This is a genomic window from Paraburkholderia dinghuensis (assembly GCF_003837865.1).
GTDB classification, from domain to species: Bacteria; Pseudomonadota; Gammaproteobacteria; order Burkholderiales; family Burkholderiaceae; genus Paraburkholderia; species Paraburkholderia dinghuensis.
This window is the reverse complement of the sequence record NZ_RQIS01000010.1, coordinates 112,176-136,144: the sequence shown is the minus strand read 5'-3', so window position 1 is coordinate 136,144 and position 23,969 is coordinate 112,176. Positions and strand designations below refer to the sequence as shown.

The 23,969-nt window shown below is 63.2% G+C and carries 21 protein-coding genes; 8 read left to right on the top strand and 13 right to left on the bottom strand.

Annotated elements, in window-relative coordinates:
* The first annotated feature begins 167 nt into the window (after window positions 1–167).
* Window positions 168–470 (top strand): DUF4148 domain-containing protein, encoded by a 303-nt coding sequence (locus D1Y85_RS15205; RefSeq protein WP_124151894.1) that lies wholly within the window; start codon window positions 168–170, stop codon window positions 468–470.
* A gap of 235 nt (window positions 471–705) precedes the next feature.
* Here the strand turns inward: D1Y85_RS15205 and D1Y85_RS15200 are convergent, their stop codons facing one another.
* Complete coding sequence (locus D1Y85_RS15200; RefSeq protein WP_124151893.1) at window positions 706–1,611, bottom strand: cation diffusion facilitator family transporter; 906 nt, start codon at window positions 1,609–1,611, stop codon at window positions 706–708.
* Window positions 1,608–2,675: a selenide, water dikinase SelD gene (gene selD, locus D1Y85_RS15195; protein WP_124151892.1), complete on the bottom strand. Its 1,068-nt coding sequence runs from the start codon at window positions 2,673–2,675 to the stop codon at window positions 1,608–1,610. The genes D1Y85_RS15200 and selD overlap by 4 nt, the downstream gene beginning before the upstream one ends.
* Window positions 2,676–3,326: 651 nt before the next feature.
* Between selD and D1Y85_RS15190 the strand changes: the two genes are divergently transcribed.
* A complete protein-coding gene (locus D1Y85_RS15190) occupies window positions 3,327–4,820 on the top strand; it encodes an acetate kinase (RefSeq protein ID WP_246024933.1) in 1,494 nt (497 codons plus the stop codon).
* A gap of 61 nt (window positions 4,821–4,881) precedes the next feature.
* On the opposite strand, the gene D1Y85_RS15185 is transcribed toward D1Y85_RS15190, so the two are convergent.
* The 7 genes from D1Y85_RS15185 to D1Y85_RS15155 form a co-directional block, all read right to left on the bottom strand.
* Window positions 4,882–5,724: a hypothetical protein gene (locus D1Y85_RS15185; RefSeq protein WP_221410294.1), complete on the bottom strand. Its 843-nt coding sequence runs from the start codon at window positions 5,722–5,724 to the stop codon at window positions 4,882–4,884.
* Window positions 5,725–5,732: 8 nt separating this feature from the next.
* Window positions 5,733–6,419 carry a C39 family peptidase gene (locus tag D1Y85_RS15180; protein ID WP_124151889.1) on the bottom strand — a complete coding sequence of 229 codons (687 nt, stop codon included), beginning with the start codon at window positions 6,417–6,419 and terminating at the stop codon, window positions 5,733–5,735.
* Window positions 6,420–6,423: 4 nt separating this feature from the next.
* On the bottom strand, window positions 6,424–6,945 hold the full coding sequence (locus D1Y85_RS27600) for a hypothetical protein (protein WP_246024918.1): 522 nt from the start codon (window positions 6,943–6,945) through the stop codon (window positions 6,424–6,426).
* A 188-nt stretch (window positions 6,946–7,133) separates the two neighbouring features.
* Window positions 7,134–8,378, bottom strand: a complete 1,245-nt coding sequence (locus tag D1Y85_RS15170) for a hypothetical protein (RefSeq protein WP_124151888.1) — start codon at window positions 8,376–8,378, stop codon at window positions 7,134–7,136.
* A gap of 16 nt (window positions 8,379–8,394) precedes the next feature.
* Window positions 8,395–9,618 (bottom strand): hypothetical protein, encoded by a 1,224-nt coding sequence (locus D1Y85_RS15165; RefSeq protein WP_124151887.1) that lies wholly within the window; start codon window positions 9,616–9,618, stop codon window positions 8,395–8,397.
* A gap of 666 nt (window positions 9,619–10,284) precedes the next feature.
* Window positions 10,285–11,061: an alpha/beta fold hydrolase gene (locus tag D1Y85_RS15160; RefSeq protein WP_124151886.1), complete on the bottom strand. Its 777-nt coding sequence runs from the start codon at window positions 11,059–11,061 to the stop codon at window positions 10,285–10,287.
* Window positions 11,058–12,095 carry a M14 family zinc carboxypeptidase gene (locus tag D1Y85_RS15155; RefSeq protein WP_124151885.1) on the bottom strand — a complete coding sequence of 346 codons (1,038 nt, stop codon included), beginning with the start codon at window positions 12,093–12,095 and terminating at the stop codon, window positions 11,058–11,060. Before D1Y85_RS15155 ends, D1Y85_RS15160 begins: the two co-directional genes overlap by 4 nt.
* A 283-nt stretch (window positions 12,096–12,378) precedes the next feature.
* Here D1Y85_RS15155 and phnC point away from each other — a divergent pair, with 283 nt between their 5' ends.
* The 4 genes from phnC to D1Y85_RS15135 all read left to right on the top strand — a co-directional run bounded on the left by phnC (window position 12,379) and on the right by D1Y85_RS15135 (window position 16,043).
* Window positions 12,379–13,203, top strand: a complete 825-nt coding sequence (gene phnC / locus D1Y85_RS15150) for a phosphonate ABC transporter ATP-binding protein (protein WP_124151884.1) — start codon at window positions 12,379–12,381, stop codon at window positions 13,201–13,203.
* 33 nt (window positions 13,204–13,236) lie between these two features.
* Window positions 13,237–14,211: a phosphonate ABC transporter substrate-binding protein gene (gene phnD / locus D1Y85_RS15145; RefSeq protein ID WP_124151883.1), complete on the top strand. Its 975-nt coding sequence runs from the start codon at window positions 13,237–13,239 to the stop codon at window positions 14,209–14,211.
* 62 nt (window positions 14,212–14,273) lie between these two features.
* Window positions 14,274–15,086 (top strand): phosphonate ABC transporter, permease protein PhnE, encoded by an 813-nt coding sequence (gene phnE / locus D1Y85_RS15140; protein WP_124151995.1) that lies wholly within the window; start codon window positions 14,274–14,276, stop codon window positions 15,084–15,086.
* A gap of 120 nt (window positions 15,087–15,206) precedes the next feature.
* Window positions 15,207–16,043: a DMT family transporter gene (locus D1Y85_RS15135; RefSeq protein ID WP_124151882.1), complete on the top strand. Its 837-nt coding sequence runs from the start codon at window positions 15,207–15,209 to the stop codon at window positions 16,041–16,043.
* Between the two features lie 22 nt (window positions 16,044–16,065).
* On the opposite strand, the gene pdxR is transcribed toward D1Y85_RS15135, so the two are convergent.
* Window positions 16,066–17,655: a MocR-like pyridoxine biosynthesis transcription factor PdxR gene (gene pdxR, locus D1Y85_RS15130; protein WP_124151881.1), complete on the bottom strand. Its 1,590-nt coding sequence runs from the start codon at window positions 17,653–17,655 to the stop codon at window positions 16,066–16,068.
* A gap of 140 nt (window positions 17,656–17,795) precedes the next feature.
* Between pdxR and D1Y85_RS15125 the strand changes: the two genes are divergently transcribed.
* Window positions 17,796–19,085 (top strand): 4-aminobutyrate--2-oxoglutarate transaminase, encoded by a 1,290-nt coding sequence (locus tag D1Y85_RS15125; RefSeq protein ID WP_124151994.1) that lies wholly within the window; start codon window positions 17,796–17,798, stop codon window positions 19,083–19,085.
* Window positions 19,086–19,240: 155 nt separating this feature from the next.
* The gene (gabD, locus tag D1Y85_RS15120) at window positions 19,241–20,692 is read left to right on the top strand and encodes an NADP-dependent succinate-semialdehyde dehydrogenase (RefSeq protein WP_124151880.1); all 1,452 of its coding nucleotides are present in this window, start codon (window positions 19,241–19,243) and stop codon (window positions 20,690–20,692) included.
* Between the two features lie 342 nt (window positions 20,693–21,034).
* Here gabD and cyoD read toward each other — a convergent pair whose 3' ends face one another.
* The 3 genes from cyoD to cyoB are packed head-to-tail and all read right to left on the bottom strand — an operon-like array spanning window position 21,035 to window position 23,967.
* Complete coding sequence (cyoD, locus tag D1Y85_RS15115) at window positions 21,035–21,355, bottom strand: cytochrome o ubiquinol oxidase subunit IV (protein ID WP_124151879.1); 321 nt, start codon at window positions 21,353–21,355, stop codon at window positions 21,035–21,037.
* Entirely contained in the window at window positions 21,356–21,964 is a 609-nt protein-coding gene (cyoC, locus tag D1Y85_RS15110; protein WP_124151878.1) for a cytochrome o ubiquinol oxidase subunit III, read from the bottom strand.
* Window positions 21,964–23,967, bottom strand: coding sequence for a cytochrome o ubiquinol oxidase subunit I (gene cyoB / locus D1Y85_RS15105; RefSeq protein WP_124151877.1), 2,004 nt, complete (start codon window positions 23,965–23,967; stop codon window positions 21,964–21,966). Before cyoB ends, cyoC begins: the two co-directional genes overlap by 1 nt.
* Window positions 23,968–23,969 lie beyond the last annotated feature (2 nt).

Here is a 23,969-nt window from a genome sequence, read left to right as displayed (position 1 = left end):
CACGCCATCGCGCGCGACAATCGTTCCAGCATTGTTCCGCGATTTGGACAATTCATTTCGTTTCCGGGATGTTTATCCGCGGCAATCGCACAACTACATTTGCTCCTGTCGCCAAACCGCTTTCGTATTCCGATCGCAGCGCGGCGTTTCGATTTAAGGAGCAGATCATGAAACGCACTCTCGCCACCGCATTTATCGCCGCACTCATCGCCAGTCCCGCCGCGTTCGCAGGCGGGATCGGACTGTCCGGGACCTATGGTCCGCAACCGCAGCGAGCTGATAGCGGCGCACAAAAAAACCGCGCTGAAGTGAAGGCCGAAATCGTCGAGGCGTATCGCGACGGCACGCTGCCTTCGCTCAACAAGACGAGCTATCCGGATCAAAGCCTGATCGGCCGCACGCAAGCCGAACGCATCGCAGTCGAAGAAGGCCGGGACAACGCCACGCGTCTCGCACGCGCGGGCCAATAAGGCAACGCATCGACGTTTATTCAGGATTTCGAATTGAAGGAGGGATCACCATGAAACCGGTTCAACCGTCCGAACTCGACCACTGGGACACGACTACGCCCGTGTGGACGCCATTCCGGCACTGAGCGCAAGAAGCAGGAATACGCCCGGCAAGTTTTTAATTGCCGGGCGTGAAGCACTACTCGGGGAGCCGAATACCGAGCCGAGGTCGTGCATCACACGTGTAACGCCGCCGTCACCGGACCGCGAAATCGGGTTCGAAGAACACCCAGCGTACCTGAGGAAACTTCGCCTGCAGGTCCGCTTCGATCACGTTGATTGCCTCGACCATCGCGCGGCTTTCGGCGTAGTCGATCATCTCGGCCTGCACGGCGACGACGATCTCCTTGCCCCATTGAAGCGTGATGAGATTGATGATGCTGCGAATTTCGCTACGCGCTCGCAGAAAGGCTTCAATGTCGCGACGCATTTCCGGACTCGCCGATTCTCCGACGATCATCGACTTCACTTCGCGCGCAATCAGCGCGGCGATGAACATCAGCAGCGCACCCACGCCAATCGAACCCCACGCGTCCCACACCGGATTGCCGGTAATAAGCGTGAGCAACACGGCCACGAAGGCGATGGCAAGACCCGCGAGCGCGGCGATGTCCTCACCGGCCACGACCAGCAGATCGGATTCGCGCGTCTCGCGAAACCAGCGCCACAGTGACTTATTGGGTTCGCGCGCACGAATCTCGCGCAGCGCACCTCTCAGCGAGAGCGCCTCCAGCACCACCGAAATGCCGAGCACCGCGAGCGCGATGTAGACATGCTGCAGTGGCTCGCGCGCGAACAACCGCTGAACGCCCTCGTACACCGAGAACGCGCCGCCCACGAAGAACAGCAGCAGTGCGACAACCAGCGAGTAGTAGTTGATCGCGCGACCCGACCCCATCGGATGCACGGGCGTTGGCGCCTTGCGCGACTGGCGCAGTCCGAACAGCAGGAGCAGTTGATTGCCGCAATCGGCGGTAGAGTGAATCGCCTCAGCGTACATCGAGCCGGAACCGGTAAACGCGGCCGCTACGTACTTGCACGCCGCGATACCCAGATTCGCCGCGAGTGCGTAGAAAATGGCTTTCGGTGACTCCCCGCTCATACGACTTCGACGCGCGCCGGGCCCGCGTCGAGTTCACCGATGATGCGGGCATCGGCAAAGCCGTCCGCATGCATGATCGCGAGCACTTCGTCGACGCTATCGCGCGAGCAGGCGATCAGCAAGCCGCCCGAGGTTTGCGGGTCGGTCAGCAGCGCCTGCGCGACGGACGGCAGCGCGGCGCCAAGCGTCACGCTTTCGCCATACGAGGCCCAGTTGCGGCCTGACGCGCCCGTGAAGACGCCGTCCGCGACAAACGCCTCGACGCCCGGCAAGAACGGCAGGTCGCCGTAGCGCACGCGCGCGGTCAGGTTCGCGCCGCGCGCAATCTCGAGCGTGTGGCCGAGCAACCCGAAACCGGTCACGTCGGTCATCGCGTGAACGCCATCGAGTTCGGCGAGCTTCGCGCCCGGCGTGTTGAGCCGCGTGGCGGCGTCCACCATCGCGCGATAACCGGCTGCGTCCAGCCGGTCCTTCTTGAGCGCTGCCGAGAGCACGCCCACGCCGAGCGGCTTGCCCAGCACGAGGACATCGCCCGCACGCGCCGACGCATTTCGCTTCACGCGATCCGGATGCACGACACCGATCGCCGCGAGGCCGTAGATCGGCTCGACCGAGTCGATCGAATGGCCGCCCGCGACCGGAATGCCCGCCGCCGCACAGACATCCTCGCCGCCGCGCAGCACCGCGGCAATCACGTCGTGCGGCAGCACGTTGATCGGCATGCCGACGAGCGCGAGCGCGAGAATCGGCTTGCCGCCCATCGCGTAGACGTCCGAAAGCGCGTTCGTGGCGGCGATGCGGCCGAAGTCGTACGGATCGTCGACTATCGGCATGAAGAAGTCGGTGGTCGCGACGATCGCCTGCTCGTCGTTGAGCTTGTAGACGGCAGCGTCGTCGGCGGTTTCGGTGCCGACCAGCAGATTGGGAAAGGCAGCCGTGAGCGGCGTGCTGCGCGCGAGCAACGCGGAAAGCACGCCCGGCGCGATCTTGCAGCCGCAGCCGCCACCATGCGAAAGACTGGTGAGGCGCACAGCGGCGGACGGAGCAACGACTGGATCGGTCATGATAGTGAGTGACAAAATTGCGTAACCGCTATTATGGCCATTCCCGGCGGTCCCTGCATGTGCGCGGCTGTCGCGCCGCCGTTCCATCCTCACGACCGCTTCAGCACCCGTGCTACGCGTTGCTCAGGAAGCGCGTCTTCATCTGCGGAATTGGCCACAGTGCAGTGCGTTTGCACAGAACCTGATGGACAACCTCGATCAACATGTCAATGAGAAGACGCGCGATGCGAAACGTATCGTGACGTGGTGATGAATGCATGAAAACGTTCTGGAAAACAGGCGCTTCTGTTATGTAACGATCATAAGCCGGGCTTCACCTTATTGGCTTGCAAAAGTACGTGCGCTACTCTTATCGAGTAACCTGCTACGTGTACCGCAAAAAGCGGATTAGAAGCGGGCGTACTCAACAAAAACGAATTCGCGCAACACTGCGGTTCGAAACATTGAACTGTCTGGTTTCGCAGATACATCGTCTCGCCAATGCCTGCGCGTGCTTCGACGAATCCACCATCCGTCCCACGTATTCATGGCGACAGGAGGTGAGCGCCGGAGTCCGGCGATCGAACACCGCCGAGCGCGTTGGCTTGTTGCCGTAGTACCTCTTCGGGGGAAAACCAGCAGGCCTAATCATGGAGAGACTCCGTGAAGCGCATGCCATTTCGTCGGATGCGAGCGATAACGTATGCAACGCTCGCGCTGTTTAGCGTAACGGGCCAGGCACAGTCGCTGGAAGACCAGTCGGCCCAGGACAATATCACCACCTTGCGTCAGGAACTCAACGTTCGCGTCAAGGAACTCGAAGCGCTCAAGCACAAGCTCGCCGAAGAGGAGGCGAATTTCGCACGACTGAGCCGTGCACTCGATACCGGCAAGCTCGAGCAACAACGCGGCACGGGCGGAACCGATGCCAATGGCCTCCCCATAGGCGCAGCGGCGACGAGCGGCGCAACGCCAAGCACCCAAGGCGCGACGACCGACCAGGCCACCAGCGCGCAGTCCACGGCACCCAGCGATACCACCAACCCGCAGACCACCAATCCGCAGACGACGAATGCACAGGCCGCTACACCCGGTCAAACCGTGCCGGTGCAAGGCACTTCGTCAGGCGGCGTCACATCTGCGCCGGTGCAAAGCGGGCAAGCTGGCTCCGGCCAGAATGCACCGGTGGGCCAGGCGCCCGTTGTCGACACCCGGCCTCCCGCGGTCGCACCGATCTTCGATCAGCCAGGCGTGCTGACGCCAAGGCACACGTTTGTAATCGAACCATACTTCGAGTTCGCGTATTCGTCGGAGAACCAGCTTTCACTGGTCGGATACACGATCATCCCGGCGCTGCTGATCGGCCTCATCAACGTGAGCGAGGTCAAGACCACCACGCTGACGGGTGGCGTCGCAATGCGCTACGGGATCACGAACCGGATGGAGTTTGAAGTGCGCGTGCCGTATGTCTATCAGACCAACGATACGGTCGGGCGCCAGATCTTCACGGGCGCAGCGGCCAACAGCGTGATCAGCAGCAACGGCAATGGCATCGGCGACGTGGAAATGACGATGCGCTACCAGTTCAATCAGGGCGGCCCGGACAAGTTCTACTACGTGGGCTGGCTGCGCTTGAAGACTGACACGGGCAAGAGCCCGTTCGACGTCGTCACCGACTGCACGACAACCTGTATTTCGAACACGACCGGCACCGGCCTGCCATTGCAGCAACCGACCGGTTCGGGGTTCTGGGCTATCCAGCCGGGCCTGACCTGGCTCTTCCCGACCGACCCGGTCGTGTTCTTCGGCAACTTCAGCTATCTGCACAGCTTCGGCAAGGATGAAACCCTGACGCTGAGAAACGGCGCCACCCAGTTCCTCGGCAACGTTCAACCTGGCGACATCTGGGGCTTCAATATCGGCATGGGCCTCGCGCTGAACGAGAAGGCTTCGGTCAGTATCGGCTACGACCAGAGCATCATATTGCCGACCTCGCAGAACGGCCAGACCGTGCCCGGATCGGTGCGCGTGGTACTTGGAACGCTGTTGATCGGCTATTCGTACCGGCTGTCGCCCACGACGACGCTCAACTTTTCCATCGGCGCAGGCCTCACGCGCGATACACCCGATGTGACGCTGACGCTGCGTATACCGATGTCACTCTGAAACGGCAGCAAGCGCCCCGCCTCCACCAGCGAACCTCAATACTGCAGTACGCCCCCGAGCACTAACGGGGGCGCACTGCATTGATCAACGCGCTGTTGATCGTCGAGCCGACATTGAACGTCTTGAACGCGCCCAGCGAGTTGACCGTAGTGTTGATCGTCGTCAGCGCCTGGATCTGCTGGTTGCTGAGCGTGTTCTGGATCACGCCGCCAGTCAGCCCTGGCAACGCGCCAGGCTGCACCGTGTTGCCATGCCCGACCTGCACGAGGCCGCTCGTATTCGCCGATGCCAGGGCCTGCGCCTGCTGCGCCGTCATTGCGCTGATATCGGGAATGTTGAAGTTGGTTGACGTCACCATGTTGCCGTTGACGAACGCTACCTGCTGGATGCCGAACGACACCTTCAACCCTGTCGGCAGGTCGAAGCCGCCGCGCATGGTGTCCAGTCGTTCGGACGTCAAGGCAATGGTTCCGGGAGGCGGCCAGTTGGGATCGCCGTTGGCAGCATCCGTGTCCGGTGCGGCGACCGTTGCGTCCTCGATTCGCGGAGGCATGGCAATCGGGGCCGCGGACAACACGGGCTCAGTGACGGGTACAGCATCAAGATCGAGAGGCGCAATTGCGCTGAGCGGATCGGCGGTGTGCTCCGGTTGCGGTTGCGGCTCCGGTTGCGGCTCGGCGGCAACGACATCGTCGTCGTGCGATGCGGCGTCCTTTAGCGGCACGCCATCAATCGCGGAATCCGCGGACATCGGAGCCGGCGTGGCGAGCGCATCGTCGGGCGTCATCACGATTCCCACGGTTACGGTGGGCGTGTCCTGCTCGATCGCGCCCACACCGACTGACGTTACCCCGCCGAACACCAGGACAACCATGCCAGCGAGCTTTAAAGGTTGAGGTTTCATCATCGTCCTCAGAATTCACCTGGACCGAGCTTCGGCACCACGACACTAAACAGGCCGCTGCGCGAAATGCCGGTGTAAAGCGGCGCGTCCGGCGCGATATGCCAGTCACGCTCATCGTTGAATCTGGCCAATTGAGGCTTGTTGTGAATGACGAACACCACACGGTCCTGCCACTTCTCCTCGAAACTCTCCCGCGACATGGCCCGTGTCCCCGTCGCCGGATCGCCGATCAGCACGCGCCCATTGCGCAAGCCCCTGATGACCACGAAGTGGTGATAGCCATGCTCGACGATCAGGACGATCGCGGGAGTATGGGTCTGCTCGAGTTTTTCGAGCGGCACCTCGTAGCCATCGGCCTGAAAACCGAGCGACGCGAGAAAGTTGCGTATATCAAGGAGGGAAAAGCCTTCGCGACGGATCTTCGCCTGATCCCCATTCTGGAACATGTCGACGAAGGCCTTCTGCTCGGAGACTGGATAGTCGTACTGATAAGTCAGCAGCGTCGCCACCGCGGCCGAGCCGCAACTGAAGTCGAATTGCTGTCTGATGGTCCGCTTGAACCGGGCTTCTTTCAGACTCGTCACGTGCAACGCGTAATACCCGCCGGACGGATCGGTGACATCGATGGGATCGGCCAGCGCCGCCGACGCGGCGAGGCCGCCCGCCAGCGCAACGATGACAGCGACGGACTTCATGACCTCAGTTCCCGAAGTGCACGTTGAGCACCGTCGCGTTCTGGATCAGCACATTCGCGCCGGTATTCTGGATCACGGTTGGCAGTCCGCTGGCACCCGAGAACGAGCCGTCGGTAATCGTGTTGGAACCCGTCTGGACTCGCGATGCAACGTTATTCGCAACGTCACCCGTCAAGAAATTCTGACCGACCAAAGCATCGCCGCCGCGCTGCTGGTCGAGCTGATCGGACGTCATCGCCACACCAAAAACGTCGTTCACCGGCGGGGCTGCGGCCGTCGTGCCGCTTGTGCCGCTCGTACCGCTTGCGGGCGTCGCCGCGTCGCTATCGGGCGTCGTCACTCCGGCTTGCGTATCGGGCACCTTGGGCGTGACCGCGGAATCTGGCGCCGCGGATGTCGCCCCGGTATCCGTTGCAACGGTTTGCGCGGTGCTCGTCTGCGGATCGTCGTCCGCATAAGCGCTCACACCGAGCAGTGCCGTCACGGTTGATGCTAACAGCAGCGAAATGCTCCTTCGCGCTTGCATGGGCGTCTCCTTTGCCTATGTGCGCCGCGTTCCTGGATGGGCGCAAAAACGGCGTGTTCGGGACCTCGGTCGGGCAAAAGCGAATCGATGAAACGAACTATCCGCTGGACCTCGGTGTGATAGCCGCGGGGCGCACTGGCGCACGCCCCGCGGAGGATCCCCCGGCATTCATGCACGACAAAAACGGCTCAGTGGCCCACGGTCAGGTTGGCCTGAACGGTGACCGTCTGTTGCGTGAGTGCTGCAGCTGCGCTGTTCTGGGTCATGATCGAAATGCCCGCTGCCGACTGTGCTGCTGCCGTCATCGTGTTGCTCATATCGAACGTACCCGCGTTGACCGTCGCGTTGCCGCCTGCTCCACCCGCACCACCTGCTCCGCCCGAGCCCGTGCCGCCGTCGCCGGCGCCACCCGTCGCACCTGCAACGCCTGCTGCACCGGCTCCACCTCCCCCTCCGGTTGCATTGCCGTTGCTCGCACTCGTCGACACTGAACCATTGCTACCGCTAGCGCCGGTGCCCATACCGCCTGCACCACCGTTGCCAGCAGTGGCGGATGCCGTACCGCCATTACCGCCGGTGCCGCTGCCCGCCCCACCAGTGGCCGTGGTTGTGCCGGTCGTCGCCGTGCCGCCCGTGGCTGTGGCGGCGCCTGCCGTCCCAGCACCCGTGCCGCCCGCTGAACCAGTACCACCATTGCCGCCTGGCGACGTCGAGACCGTGGCAACGCCGGGGCCGGTGCCGGTAACGGTCGCTACACCACCGTCACCGCCACTCCCGCCGCTTCCGCCGTTTCCGCCACCACCTTTGTTGCTACCGCCGAGGCCGACCGCGAGACCACCCGCAGCCCCGCTGAGAGCAAGCGCGCCACCGCCCGTGCCGTGACCGCTTCCGCCCTGCGTACCGCCTGCAGACGCGGAACCGCCAGCAGCGCCGGCGCCACCATTGCCGTTACCAGCCGTGGCGTTGCCGACCGAGGCATCGCCGGCAGTGGCATTGCCAACCGTGGCCGTACCGCCGTCGCCACCGCTGCCACTACTGCCAGGTTTGCCGCCTTTGCCGCCGATACCGATGCCACCGAAGCCCGTGCCACCTGAGCCGCCGTTACCACCAGCGACGCTGCCTGTGTTGGAGGCAACGTTGCCAATGTGCGTGACACCGAGGTAGCTGACCGTGCCGTTCAGCTTGCTCGCAGCTACTGCCGTACTGCTGTTAAAGGAGTCCTGAGTGACACTTGCACCGCTGGCCACTTCGTTGGCATTGCTGCCTGACGTCGTGCTCGTCTGGTTCGCGGACGCAGAGACCGTCGCGGCATTGGAACCGCCCACCGCGGTCTGATCGCAGGAGTCCTTGTTACCGCTGCACGGGTTGGCCATTGCATAGCTGCTGAAGCCTAATGCCAGCGCTGCAGCTGCCGCCATCAGAGTTCGTTGCATAAGAGCCTCCCGATGGCTAGTGGCCAACAGTCAGATTCGCCTGCACCGTAACAGCCTGTTGCACGAGCGAAGCTGCGCCGCTGTTCTGGCTCATCACCACGATGCCCGCTGCCGATTGCGCAGCGCCCGTCATGGTGTTGGACATGTTGAACGTGCCGGCATCGACTGTGACGGTACCGCCTGCTCCACCTGCTCCGCCCGCTGCGCCATTGCCCACGCCACCCGTGCCCGTGCCACCCATGCCGCCAGCACCACCACCTGCACCGCCAGCACCGCCGCCTGCCGTTGCCGCGCCGTTCGAGGCCGTGGTAGTCGCTGAACCGTTGGTTGCGCTTCCGCCCGTACCCGTGCCGCCGGCTCCGCCGACACCAGCCGTAGACGTCGCCGCGGCACCATTGCCTCCGGTACCCGTACCTGCACCGCCGGTACCGGTAGCCGCGCCAGTAGTCGCCGCGCCGCCCGTGCCGCTTCCAGCACCGCCCGTACCGCCACCGCCAGCGCCAGCTCCGCCTGCAGCGCCCGCGCCACCACCACTCGACGTGACCGTTGCTACCGTGCCGCCACTCGCGTTGCCGCCGGCTCCGCCGCTTCCGCCAGAACCACCGCTGCCGCCGGCACCGCCGTTGGTCCCGCCAGCGCCTGCAGCAAGGCCGCCCAGCGCTGCGCTACCGCCTGCGGCAGACCCGCCACCACCGGTACCACTGCCGCCCTGCGTGCCGCCTGCGTGCGCGGAACCGCCTTTGCCGCCATTGCCAGCGTTGCCGTCGCCGGCCGTAGCATCGCCGATCGTCGCGTCGCCAGCCGAAGCGTTGCCAATCGACGCGCTGCCGCCTGAACCACCGGAACCGCCTGCGCCGCCCTTACCGCCGTTACCACCTAAGCCAATGCCGCCAAAGCCCGTACCGCCACGGCCGCCACGACCGCCAGCCACGCTACCGGAGTTGGAAGCGTAATTGCCGATGCCCGAAACGCCGACGTTGGAGACGGTGCCATCGAGCCGGCTTAGCGCCACAACCTTGGTGCTGTTGCCGCTGTCTTGCCAGACGTTACCCGCAACTTCATTGGCGTTACTACCGGTGCCCGCCGACTGGGTCGCAGATGCCTCGCTTGTCAGCGTGTTCGAGCCACCAACCGCGTCCTGAGTGCATGAATCGCTGCTGCCACTGCATGGATTTGCCATCGCGTATCCGCTGAAACCCAGGGCCAGGGCAGCAGCGGTCGCCAGTATTGTCATTCGCATGGGATCCTCCTATTGATGAAGGGGGCGGCTTGGCCGGACTGCGCCAATCCGGGCGACTCCACGCATAGGCGATGCCATGCATTTAAGTGATTGAATTTACGGGGAAAAACGATGTTCGCCACGGGTCGCCGGGGCTACCTGGGACTTCGACTGCCGTTTATGTTTCAGAAGTGAAACATGCAAATCAGGACCGCGCGCACAGGCACGCGACATGAATCAGGAAAACCCTTTAAATTCAATTAATTATATTTTTCATATGACGTTAAAATCACCAACCAAAAAACGTTTCTCTTTTTACATGATCCACATCAGTAATTACATCAAGGTTTAATATCATTAATGTATATATTCATCTGCACGCCCTTGGTGCATCGGGGAAAGCGGCTGAACAGCCTTATAAACAGGACCTCCCAGCCAAAAACACGAGTTATCCAAAAACGTATCTTTTACGACCTCACCCGTCCTGCGTCGTCCCTTTATTTTAACCGGCAGCGCACGTAAATAAACATCAAACCCAACACATTTTCTTACGATTAAATTTAACACAAACGTCACAGCGGGCACCAGGGAGCTACGTACGCCGACACACAATAATTGCAAATATAATCACCCTCAACGTTTAATAACCATTATCCGGATTAATCATATAATCCGAAATATCGGAACTCATGCGCTGCGCACCGGATCCGCCGCCAGTTCAGCCTGCCAGCTCGCGACCATGGCGCAGATCCAGTCAGGATCGTCATGCGGCAGATCGTGCCCCGCCGAGGCTTGCTGAGCATGGCGTGCGCGCCATGCGGTGGCAAGGCTCGCCGAGCATGCCGCGTTCACGAGCCGGTCCTGCTGCGAAGACAGCAACAACACCGGGCAGGCAGGCGGGCTCGACAAAGCTCGAAATCGCGCCGCCGCGATGAGTTGGCGGACCGCATTCCCTCGGCTGACCGGCGCGTTTTCGCGAATCGCAACCCATTCCGCGAGGTCGGCATCGAACGCGTCGCGGCGGTTGCAGGTGATGCGGTGAATCACCGTCTCCGCGGCACGCGCGTCGCGCCAGCACATGGCAAGCCGAATGAGTTCGAGCCATCGTTGCGGACGCAGCCGCTCCCACGCGTGATTGAAGGGGCGCATGCTGGTATTGATCAACACGAGCTGCTCCACCTCGCCTGGATGAGCCTGCGCCCACGCCGTCGCCACCATCCCTCCAAGCGACATGGCGAGGACGCGATACGGCGGCGGCGCACCGTGCTGCAAAGCAGCGCGCCTGACGAACGTCACCATGTCTTCCACCGAGAGCGGAGCGCTCAACGCGGCGCTTGCTCCATTGCCCGGCAGGTCGAGCATCAGCACGCGCGCGGCAGGCGACGCTTCGCGCAGCAGGACCGGCAGCCGTCCCCAGTGCCGGGTTTCCCGCGTGAGGCCTCGCAGCAGAATCCACGTGCTCATACGTCGGACTTGCGATACCAATGTTCGATCGCGCGGTGCAGCAACTGCTGCCGCGGCCGCCCTTGCGGCAGCCAATGCGACGAGGAATACGCGGCGCGCGTGAGAAACTCGAACAGATTCGTGTGACGCCGCAGCACGCGCGCCGTGCGATGCTGAAGCAACGGATTGAACATGCCCTGGCGCAAGAAAATCTGCCGCGGATTTTTCTTGATCCAGAGCCACGAGCCCAGTTCGAGCGTGAGCGGCAAGAACGCATTTTGCGTAGGTGCGCGATCGTAGGCGAAGTCCCAGAGATCGCCGTGCAGCAGGTATTGATGGCTCTGTGGCTCGAAGGTGTAGCCGTGATGCGGATGCGCGTGCTCGAACATCGTCTTGAGTACGTACATTTCGGGTAGATGACGCATGAGCTGATGCGTGCGCGCATACGGAAACCAGATGCTGTCGCCCCAGCCGTAGCCCGAGTGGCAGTCGAGCGCGAAACTGAGCGGCCGCTGCGTCAGTTCCTCTTCGACGATCCTCAGTAGCGCCGCCGCCTCGATCTCCATCGGCTCGCCGCGATGCCCGCGATACCACGGGAGCCATCGGCCGAGACGCTGACCGCCTGCGAGAAACGGGACGTGACCGTCGGCGTCCTGCGGCGCGTTGCGCATCAGATCGACGCCGCTCGGGTTCGCGCGTGTGGCGAGCCACATGCCGCCGGGATTGACGATAGGAAACATCACGAGCCGCACCGATTCGAGCTGCCGCATGAGCAGTTCGTCCCACGCGAGCCGGTCCACGAGCGCGCGCATGTAATCCAGCACGAGTTGCGAGCCAATGCGCTCGAGTCCGTGAATGCCACCGAAAAAGCCGATGGCAGGCGCGGACGGATCGTTCGATCCAATGCTCGCGACGAACAGGTCGAACATACGGCCGCGCACTTCCACCTCACCCTCGCTGCGGATCTGGAACCAGCGGCTGCCGTCATCGAGGATCGACTTGAGATCCTCATATTCGGCAAAGCTGTCGGGGAGGAAGCTCAGAGCTTGTGACATCGATGCAGTCCTCCGGCGCCGGTTCGAAAGTTGTATGAAAAGACTCTGCCGCGCGTGGCCATGAAACAGGGGACAGCACATCTGTAAACCACAATATAGCCCCTTCACGCCGCCGTGCGCGTGTCACATTCGAGGCGTCACGCGGCTGTCACATGCCGCCTCGAAAACACCGCGAAAACATATAGTCGTCTAGACGTCGCGACGCCTTCACTCAACCGTCACACTCACTTTCTAGAATGTCCCCGACACAACGGCTTACGCCTGACTCCGGTCGCGAACTGAAATGGACGCCATACGCATCGAACGCCTGTCGAAGACCTTTTCGAGCGGCCGCAAGGCACTCGACGAAATCAACCTGCGCGTCGGTATCGGCGAGATGGTTGCGCTGATCGGTGCATCGGGCTCGGGCAAGTCCACGCTTCTACGTCACATCGCGGGCTTCACTGCTTCGGACCCGCAACCTTCGCAGATCGAAATTCTCGGCCGCCCCATTCAGCAGAACGGCCGTATCGTGCGCGAGGTGCGCAGCATCCGTCGCGACATCGGCTTCGTGTTCCAGCAGTTCAATCTCGTGCACCGGCTCACGGTCGAGACGAATGTGCTGATCGGCGCGCTCGCGCGCCTGCCGCTGTGGCGCCGTCTGCTCAAGCGCTTTCCGCAAAGCGAACGCGAACGCTCGCGGCAGGCGCTCGCGGAAGTGGGCATCGGCGACAAGGTGCACGAACGCGCCGCGAATCTCTCGGGTGGCCAGCAGCAGCGCGCGGCGCTTGCGCGCGCGCTCGTCCAGCACGCGCGCCTCATTCTCGCCGACGAACCGATCGCCTCGCTGGACCCCGAATCGTCGCGCCGCGTGATGGACATGTTGACCATGCTGAACCGCAATCACCGGCTGACCGTGGTCGTGTCGCTGCATCAGGTCGATATCGCCATGCAGTACTGTGCGCGCACGATCGCGCTGCGCGACGGCCGCGTCGTCTACGACGGCCCGAGCGCGGCGCTCACACCCGCGCTCCTTCAACAGCTTTACGGCAGCGCCGCGCGTGAACTGCTCGACCCCGCGGCCCCGACTGCTGCAAACCACTTCGGCACGCAGCCGAAAGTGGCCTGAACGATTTCCCCCCCTGAAAACGGACCGTAACCCATGAAACTGCTTCGCTCCCTGCTCGCCGCGAGCGCCGCTTGCGTCGCGTTTTCCGGCACCGCTGCGCATGCCGAAGACCTGAGCTTCGGCATCATCTCCACGGATTCGTCCGCGGTGCTCAAACAGCGCTGGCAGCCGTTCATCGATGATCTGAATCGCCAGACCGGCCTGCACGTCGAGGCATTCTTCGCAACCGACTACTCGGGCATTATCGAAGGCATGCGCTTCAACAAGGTGCAGATCGGCTATTTCGGCAATGCGTCGGCAATGCAAGCCGTAGATCGTTCGGATGGCGAAGTATTTGCGAAGGTGCTGTACGCAAACGGCGACACGGGCTACAAATCGATTCTGATCACCAACGTCAACAGCCGTTTCAAGACGCTCGACGACGTGTTCAAGAACACGAAAGACGTGACGCTCGGCTGGGGCGATCCGAACTCGACCTCGGGCACGCTGGTCCCGGGCTACTACCTGTTCGCGCAGCACAACGTGCCGGTCAACTCGACGTCGTTCAAGACCGTGCTGCCGTCGAGCCACGAAGCGAACCTGCTCGCCGTGGTGAACAACAAGGTCGATATCGCGACCAACAACACGGAAGAGCTCGCGACGCTGGAGAAGAAGCACCCGGATCGCTTCCAGCAGGTGCGCGTGCTGTGGACTTCTCCGCTCATCCCGTCCGACCCGCTCGTCTTCCGCAAGGATCTGCCTGAAGCGACGAAACAGAAGCTGCGTGACTTCTTCTATCACTACGCCAAGACCGATCCGCGCGAGAAGAAGATTATGGCTGACATCACGGGCTACGCCGGCTTCGCACCGTCGACGGACGCACAACTGGATCCGGTCCGCCAGATCGCGCTGTTCCAGCAGAAGCAGAAGATCGCCGCCGATACGAGTCTCTCCGAGGGCGACCGCAAGAGCCAGATCGCGGCCATCGACGCGAAAATCAGCGCGCTCGCCGCAACGTCGAAGCAATGAACACGACGGACCTCGACGCCGCGCGCGTCGTGCAGGACAGCGCCGGCGCGCAGCCGACGCCCATGGCACGCCCGGCGCCGGCTGATGCACTCGCGCCGCGCGTCGTGGCGGCCCAGCCTCCGAAGCGCAGTTGGTCCTCTCTGGCCGGCTGGGCCATTCTGTTCATGCTGCTGGGCGCTGCGTGGCGCGGCGCGGACATGCGTCCGCTCGACCTGTTCACCGATTCCGGGAACATGGCCCAGTTCGCAAGCGATTTCTTTCCGCCGAAATTCACGGAGTGGCGTACCTACGTCCACGAAATGTGGGTGACGCTCGCAGTCGCGCTATGGGGCACAGCGCTCTCGATCGTCTGCTCGGTGCCGTGCGGGCTCCTGTCGGCGAGCAATCTCACGCCCGCGTGGATCCGCCATCCCGTGCGCCGCGCAATGGACGCGTGCCGCGCCATCAACGAGATGGTGTTCGCGATGCTGTTCATCGTCGCGGTGGGGCTCGGCCCGTTCGCGGGCGTGCTTGCGCTGTGGGTCCACACGACGGGCGTGCTGGCCAAGCTCTTCGCCGAAGCGGTCGAAGCCATCGACCCGCGTCCCGCCGAAGGCGTGCGCGCGACGGGCGCGACACCGCTCGACGAAATCATCTACGGTGTGCTGCCCCAGGTGATGCCCCTGTGGATCTCGTATGCGCTTTACCGCTTCGAATCGAATGTGCGTTCCGCCATGGTGGTGGGCATGGTCGGCGCCGGTGGCATCGGGGTCGTGCTGTACGAGGAAATCCGTTCATTCGAGTACGGGCAGACCTGCGCCGTGCTGATCATGGTGATCGCCGTAGTCACGCTGATCGATCTCATCTCCGCCTGGCTGCGCGAGCGCGTCATCTGAACGCGTTCACTACGCCTTTCGCAAAGCCATCCCGGCGGCGCGCATCGCATGCTAAAAAAGCTGGAATAATCGCGTTCTAGCCCAACACAACAAAGACGCGTAACGCGCCCGCCTTCCCTGATGGCCACTTTCGTCGTTCTGCTGGTCCTGCTCTCGGCACTTCTGCACGCGAGCTGGAACGCCTTTCTCCATCTGTCCGGCGACCGCCTCTGGCTGCTCGGCATGATGTCGATTCCGTACCTCGTCGTAAGCGCGATCGGCGTGATGGTGCTGCCCGCACCATTGCCCGCTAGCTGGCCGTATATCGCCGCATCGGTGGTACTGGAATTCGCCTACTGCATCACGCTGATCCGCGCCTATCGCAGCGGCGACTTCGGGCAAATCTATCCGATCGCGCGCGGACTTTCGCCGATGCTCGTTTTCGTCGGCGCGCTCGTGTTCGCGCACGAGGCGCTCAAGCCGCTCGCGGCAACCGGCGTGGCGCTCGTCTCGGTCGGCATCATGTCGCTCGCGTTCCGGCGCGGCATGCGCTTCTCCGGCGAAAGCGTGCCCTATGCGCTGCTCACGGGCTTCTTCATCGCTTCGTACTCGGTCGTCGATGGCCTTGGCGCGCGGCTCGCGGGCAATAGCCTCAGCTACATCATGTGGGTCTACCTGCTCTGGAACATCCCGCAGTTCGTCATGGTCTGGCATCTGCGCGGCGGCAGGCAGCAGTTCTTCGCGTCGAAGAACGAAGTCGCGAAAGGCATGCTGGCCGGCCTCATCGCGCTTACCGCGTACTGCCTCGTGATCGAAGCGTTCCGCTATCTGCCGATCGCGACGGTCTCGGCGCTGCGCGAACTCAGCTCCATCTTCGCCGTGCTGATCGGCTGGCTCTTCATGAAGGAAAAACTCACGGCGCGCCACCTGATCGCGTGCGCGCTCGTGACGGGTGGCGCCGTGCTGATCCGGCTGTGAACGCGTTGCGCCGTGTTGCTTGTCAGGCAATCGCCGGGAGCGTCACGTCGATCGCTTCGGCCAGCGTATTGAACGCGGGCGCGATTTCCTCGTCGGGCACGCACGCATAGCCGATCAGCAAGCCCGACGCCGCACGCGAACGCTCGGCGTAATACCCCGACAACGGCCGCACGACGATATTGCGCGCGAGCGCGGCTTCCGCGACGGCGCGGTCATCGCAGCCCTCGGGCAACTGCATCACGACGTGCAGGCCGGCGTCGCCGCCCATCGCGGGCAGCGCGTCGCCGTAGCGGCTCGCGGCGGCATGCAGCAGCGCCTCGCGGCGCTGCCCGTACAGCCCGCGCATCTTGCGGATGTGCGACGTGAAATGCCCTTCGGCGATGAATTCCGCGAGCACGGCCTGCTGGAGCAACTGCCCTTCACGATAAAGCTCGGCGCTTGCCATCGCGAAGCTCTCGGCGAGCGACTCGGGCGCGACCAGATAACCCACGCGCAACCCCGGAAACAGTGTCTTGCCAAAGCTCCCCACATAGATCACCTGCCCCGCATCATCGAGGCCCTGCAGCGACGCGAGCGGACGGCTGCCGTAGCGGAACTCGCTGTCGTAATCGTCCTCGATGATCCAGCATTGATGCTGGCGCGCGTATTCGAGCAACATGCGGCGGCGCGCGAGGCTCATCACCATGCCGAGCGGATATTGATGCGACGGCGTGACGAGAATCAGCTTGGGCGGCGCGGCGAAGTCATCGGCTGAGGGATTGATGCCTTCGCTGTCCACGGCGATCGGACGCGAGTTCAGACCCGACACGTGCAGCACGCTGCGCAGGCCCCAGTAACACGGATCCTCGGTCCAGATGACGTCGCCGGAATCGGTGAGCAGGCGCACGGCCAGGTCGACCGACTGGTGGATGCCGGTCGTGATGATGATCTGCTCCGGCGAGCAGCGCACCGAACGCGAAGTGCGCAGGTAATCGGCGAGCACGTGACGCAGCAGCGCGAGGCCGCCGCCCGGCGCGTAAGTCAGCAGGTCCGGGCGCAGGCTGCGCCAGTATTTGTTGTGCAGCCGCGTCCACACGCGCGACGGGAAGCGGGAAACGTCGGGCACGCCTGGCATGAACGCCCCGCCCTGGCGCTTCGAGACCCCCGCACCCGCGATCAGCCGCGTGCCGCGCGACGAGAGCGCGCGTGCGGCTTCGCGCGACGAATGCGTGCCGACTGTGGGCGCCACCGCGCTGCCCGAGGAGGGCGACGCGGCAGGGACCAGGCTCGCGGCGGCACCGCGCGTCAGCGCCATTCGATCCGTCCCCATGTAGCCGGACTCGTTCGCACCCACGATCTCGTCCGGCGACGAATCCGCGACGAAAGTCCCGCGCCCGGTCGCCGAGCTGACGTACCCCTCGAGCACCAGTTGCTCGTAGACCTGCGTGACGGTATTGCGCGCAATCCCCAGTTCGGCCGCCAGCAGCCGCGACGACGGCACGCGCGTCCCCGGGGGCAATTCGCGGGACAGGATCGCCTGTTGCAGCAGCCGGTGCAGTTGCCGATAGACCGGCTGACCGCTCCCGCGCTCGAGCCGCTGGGCCAGCCAGTCGGACAGGACGCTCGCTCGCATCGAAATTGGCTCCTATGAATTTTACTAAATGGCTCTGAAATTTAGAGCCAAACCTGAGTATAGTCGCTCCATCGGCCGCCAGGCGGCCTGAAACCACCGAAACACCGATACACCCATACCCAGAATCGACCGTGAAGGAGATGAATGTGAAGAACGCTGAACTGGTAAGCCGCAAGGACGCCGCCACCCCGCGCGGCGTTGGCGTGATGTGCAACTTCTACGCCGCGCGCGCCGAGAACGCGGAGCTGTGGGACGTCGAAGGCCGCCGCTTCATCGACTTCGCGGCCGGCATCGCCGTGTGCAACACGGGCCACCGCCATCCGAAGATCATCGCTGCCGTCCGCGAGCAGCTCGACCACTTCACGCACACCTGCTACCAGGTCGTGCCGTACGAGTCCTACGTTTCGCTGGCCGAGAAGATCGTGAAGCGTGCCCCGGGCAACTTCGCGAAGAAGGCCACCTTCTTCACGACCGGCGCTGAAGCTGTCGAAAACGCCGTGAAGATCGCGCGCGCCGCAACGGGCCGTCCGGCCGTGATCGCGTTCGCAGGCGGCTTCCACGGTCGCACGCTGATGGGCATGGCGCTCACCGGCAAGGTCGCCCCGTACAAGCTCGGCTTCGGCCCGTTCCCGTCGGACGTCTACCACGCGCCGTATCCGAACGCGCTCCACGGCGTCACGACCGCCGACGCACTGAAGGCCATCGAATCGCTGTTCAAGGCCGACGTCGATCCGAAGCGTGTCGCTGCAATCATCTTCGAACCGGTTCAGGGCGAAGGCGGTTTCTGCCCGGCGCCGACGGATTTCGTGCAAGGCCTGCGCAAGATCTGCGATACGCACGGCATCCTGCTGATCGCCGACGAAGTCCAGACCGGCTTCGCACGCACGGGCAAGCTGTTCGCGATGGAACACCATGGCGTCGCGCCTGATCTGATGACGATCGCCAAGAGCCTCGCCGGCGGCATGCCGCTGTCGGGCGTGGTCGGCCGTGCCGAACTCATGGACGCAGCAGCGCCGGGCGGCCTCGGCGGCACCTACGCGGGTAACCCGCTGGCCGTCGCGGCGGCGCACGCGGTGCTCGACGTCATCGACGAAGAGAAGCTCTGCGAGCGCGCCACGAAGCTCGGCGACAAGCTCAAGGCCAAGCTCAACGCGCTGAAGGCGGAAGTCCCGCAGATCACCGAAGTGCGCGGTCCGGGCGCGATGATCGCCGTCGAACTCTGCAAGCCGGGCACGACCGAGCCGGATGCCGACTTCACGAAGCGCGTTCAGGCGGCGGCACTCGAGCGCGGTCTGATTCTGCTCGTCTGCGGCGTGTACTCGAACGTCGTGCGCTTCCTGTTCCCGCTGACCACGCCGGACAACGTGTTCGACGAAGCGCTCGCGATCATCGCGGAATCGCTGAAGGAAGCGGTCGGCGTCGCTGCCTGATCGAGCGAAAGCGCGTAACCTCACGCGCTCGGGACGGCACAGCGGCACGCGCCGCTGTGCCGTCCGACGTTTTGAGTCATACGCACGGGCGGCACGAAAGCACCATCCGTTCGCATCACTGATCAATTGAATCGAAGCTAGTCCGGAGTTCATCCATGAACCTGAAAGACGCATCGCTGCTGCAAAACAAGGCGTTCCTCGCCGGCGAATGGCAAGGCGCCGACGATGGCGCCACGCTGGACGTGACGAACCCCGCCACCGGCGCACTGCTCGGCACGGTGCCGCGCATGGGCGCGGCGGAAACGAAACGCGCGATCGCCGCCGCAAACACCGCCTGGCCGGCCTGGCGCGCGAAGACCGCCAAAGAGCGCGGCGCAATCCTGCGCAAGTGGCACGACCTGATGGTCGAAAACGCCGACGACCTCGCGCTGATCCTCACCACCGAACAAGGCAAGCCGCTCGCCGAAGCGAAAGGCGAAATCGGCTACGCCGCCTCGTTCCTCGAATGGTTCGCGGAAGAAGGCAAGCGCATCTACGGCGACACGATCCCGACGGTCGCGAACGACCGCCGCCTCGTCGTCACGAAGGAGCCGGTCGGCGTCTGCGCAGCGATCACGCCGTGGAATTTCCCCGCCGCGATGATCACCCGCAAGGTCGGCCCGGCGCTGGCCGCTGGCTGCCCGATCGTCGTGAAGCCGGCTGAAGCCACGCCGTTCTCCGCGCTCGCCATGGCCGTGCTCGCGCAGCGCGCGGGCGTGCCGGCAGGCATCTTCAGCGTCATCACCGGCGACCCCAAGGCGATCGGCGGCGAACTGACGAGCAACCCGACCGTGCGCAAGCTGTCGTTCACGGGCTCGACGCCGGTGGGCCGTCTGCTGATGGGCCAATGCGCGCCGACCGTCAAGAAGGTTTCGCTCGAACTGGGCGGCAACGCGCCGTTCATCGTGTTCGACGACGCCGACATCGACGCGGCCGTTGCGGGCGCCGTCGCATCGAAGTATCGCAACAGCGGCCAGACCTGCGTCTGCACGAACCGCTTCTACGTTCACGACAAGGTGTACGACACGTTCGCGGCCAAACTGCGCGATGCCGTCGAAAAGCTGAAGGTCGGCCTCGGCACCGAAGCGGGCGTGACGCAGGGTCCGCTCATCAACGAAGCCGCCGTGCTGAAGGTGGAATCGCACATCGAAGACGCGCTCGCGAAGGGTGCGCAGGTCATCACGGGCGGCAAACGCCACGCGCTTGGCCACGGCTTCTTCGAACCGACGATCCTCACGGGCGTGACGCCCGCGATGAAGGTCGCGCGCGACGAGACGTTCGGCCCGCTCGCCCCGCTGTTCCGCTTCTCGACGGATGAAGAAGTGATCAGGATGGCGAACGATACCGAGTTCGGTCTTGCGGCGTACTTCTATAGCCGCGACATCGGCCGCGTATGGCGAGTCGCCGAGGCGCTCGAATATGGCATGGTGGGCATCAACACTGGCCTGATCTCGAACGAAGTCGCGCCGTTCGGCGGCGTGAAGCAGTCGGGCCTCGGCCGCGAAGGCTCGCATTACGGCGTCGATGACTACGTCGTCGTCAAGTACATGTGCATGGGCGGCCTGTAAAGCAAAGCGGGCGCCCCCCGGGCGCCCTGTGAAAAACGCCGGTGCGCAGCGAATTGATCGCTGCGCACCGGCGTTTTCGTTTTGAGGCACGCTTGTCGCGAGGCATTGTGCAGACGCACCTGATCACGCCGCGCATGTTACGGCTACGCTCCTGTGCGCAACCATGGTCGTCGGTCGAACAAATCAAACTGATGCCAGCAGGAAACACCGGACAAGCGCCCCTCACGCAAACTGGTGCACCAAAAAGGAAACGGCCGCACAGACACAAAGTCTGTGCGGCCGTTGGGCACGCTAACGAAAACTGTATCGCGGCAACAAACCGCCGCGAAACAGCTGCCGTGCTTAACGCGACATCATGAGCATGGTGACGTTGTTCATGACCCAGATCGTGCCGAAGATCAGGAATGCGGCAGCAAGCACCGTATAGCCGAGCGACAGCACGTTCATGCCCTGACCCTTCGATGTATTCAGATGCAGGAAGAACACGAGATGAACGATGACCTGCACGAACGCGAGGATGGCCAGCACGAACAAGGCGCTACTCGACGTGAACGTACCGTGCAGCACGAGACCGAACGCGGCCGCGGTCAGGATCACCGAAAGGATGAAGCCCACGGCATAGCCACCAAGACTGCCGTGAGCCTGCGACTGAGAATGAGCCATTTAGACCACGCTCCCGAGATAGACAAAAGAAAACACGCAGATCCACACGATGTCGAGGAAGTGCCAGAAGAGGCTCAGGCACGTCAGCCGGCGGATTTCCTGCTCCCCGAGCGGGCGGCGCAGGACCTGCAGCATCATCACGGCCATCCAGACGAGACCGAAGAACACGTGCAGACCGTGCGTGCTGACCAGCGTGAAGAACGCCGACAGGAACGCGCTGCGCTGCGGGCCGTTACCCTCGGCGATCAGATGCGAGAACTCGCGCAGTTCGAACGTAATGAACATCGCGCCGAGCACGAAGGTCACCGCGAGCCACAGGAGCACCGCGCCCCTCTTGCGCTGGTGCGCGCCGAGCATCGCAAAACCGTAGGTAATGCTGGAAAGCAGCAGCACGCCGGTTTCGAGCGCGACGCCCGGGATATCGAACAGATCCTTGCCCGTGGGGCCACCCGCGAACTGATGCGCGAAGCAACCGAACGCCGCGAACAGCGAGGCGAACAGCACGAGGTCGGTCATCAGGTAGATCCAGAAGCCGAATACGGAATGCGACTCCGGGTGATCGTCGTGAGCGAAATCGGCGAGGTTCGCCGTATTGGTTTTCTGCAACATTAGTTGGCCTCCACAGCGGCAAGTTCGCGGTCTGCAGCAGTGACGCGATGACGCCTTTCTTCAATTTCACGCACGCGTGCGGCGGGAATGTAGTAACCGTCGTTGTTGCCGAAGCTGCGGGCAGCGACCGTGAACACGATGGCGACGAGCGCCAGCACAGCCAGCCACGTGATGTGCCACACACCCGCGAAGCCGAGCAAGAGGCTGAACACGCCGATCAGGAAGCCACCTGCCGTGTTCGACGGCATATGGATGTCGCTGTAGTGCGCCTGAAGACCCAGGCCACGGCCGGTTTCCTTCATATCGGCAAACTCGTCGAGTTCCTGCACGTGCGGGATCACCGCGAAGTTATAAACCGGCGGCGGCGACGAGATCGACCACTCGAGCGTACGGCCGCCCCACGGATCGCCCGTCAGGTCCTTGCACTCCGCCTTGTTGCGGTTGACGAATGCCATCACCCACAGCAGCACCTGGAACACGATGCCGAGGGCGATGATGGCCGCGCCGATCGCCGCGATGACGAAGTACGGTTGCCAGTCCGGGTTGTCGTAGTGGTTCAGACGACGGGTTGCGCCCATGAAGCCGAGCACATAGATCGGCGTGAACGCCACCCAGAAGCCGACGAACCAGCACCAGAACGACGCCTTGGCGAGCTTCTCGTTGGGCTTGATGCCGAAGACCTTCGGGAACCAGTACTGCAGGCCGGCCAGGTAGCCGAACACCACACCGCCGATAATCGCGTTGTGGAAGTGCGCAACGAGGAAGAGCGAGTTGTGCAGCACGAAGTCCGCGCCGGGGATCGCCAGCATCACGCCGGTCATGCCGGCGATCGAGAACGTCACCATGAAGCCGATCGTCCAGAGCACCGGTGCGGTGAACTGCACACGGCCGCGGTACATCGTGAACAGCCAGTTGAAGATCTTCACGCCCGTCGGGACGCCGATGATCATCGTCATGATGCCGAAGAACGCATTGACGTCAGCGCCCGCACCCATCGTGAAGAAGTGGTGCGCCCAGACGAGGAACGCGAGAACCATGATGACGCACGACGCGTAGACCATCGTCTTGTAGCCGAACAGCGGCTTCTTGCAGAACGTGGCCATGACTTCCGAATAGATACCGAACGCAGGCAGCACGAGGACGTACACCTCGGGGTGACCCCACGCCCAGATCAGGTTCAGATAAACCATCGGGTTGCCGCCGCCGTCATTCGTGAAGAAGTGCATGCCGAGGTAGCGGTCGAGGCCGAGCAGTGCGAGCGCGATCGTCAGAATCGGGAAGATCGCCATGACGAGCACGTTCGAGCACAGCGCCGTCCACGCGAACACCGGCATCTTCATCATCGTCATGCCCGGGGCGCGCATCTTCAGGATCGTGACGAAGAAGTTGACCGCGGTGAGCAAGGTGCCGACGCCGGACAACTGAATCGACCAGATGTAGTAGTCGACCCCCACGCCCGGACTGTATTGCAGCTCCGAAAGCGGCGCATACGCGAGCCAGCCCACCTGCCCAAACTCGCCGATAAAGAGCGAGAGGTTCATCAGGATCGCGCTGATCGCCGTCATCCAGAACGAAAGCGAGTTCAGGAACGGGAACGCCACGTCGCGTGCGCCGATCTGCAGCGGAATGACGAGGTTGAACAGGCCGACCATGATCGCCATCGCCATGAAGAAGATCATGATGACGCCGTGCGCCGTGAAGATCTGGTCGAAGTGGTGCGGCGGGAGATAGCCTGGACCATTCAAAGCAATGGCCTGCTGGATACGCATCATCACGGCGTCGGCGAAGCCGCGCACGAGCATGAGCACCGCGACGATCATGTACATCACGCCAATGCGCTTGTGGTCGACGCTCGTGAACCATTCGGTCCAGAGGTACTTCCACTTCCCCATTACGGTCACGAGACCGAGCAGGCCGACCACGAGCAACGCCATGAACGCCGTAGCGCCCATGATGATCGGCTGATCGAACGGAATCGCCTCTAATGTAAGTTTTCCGAACATGT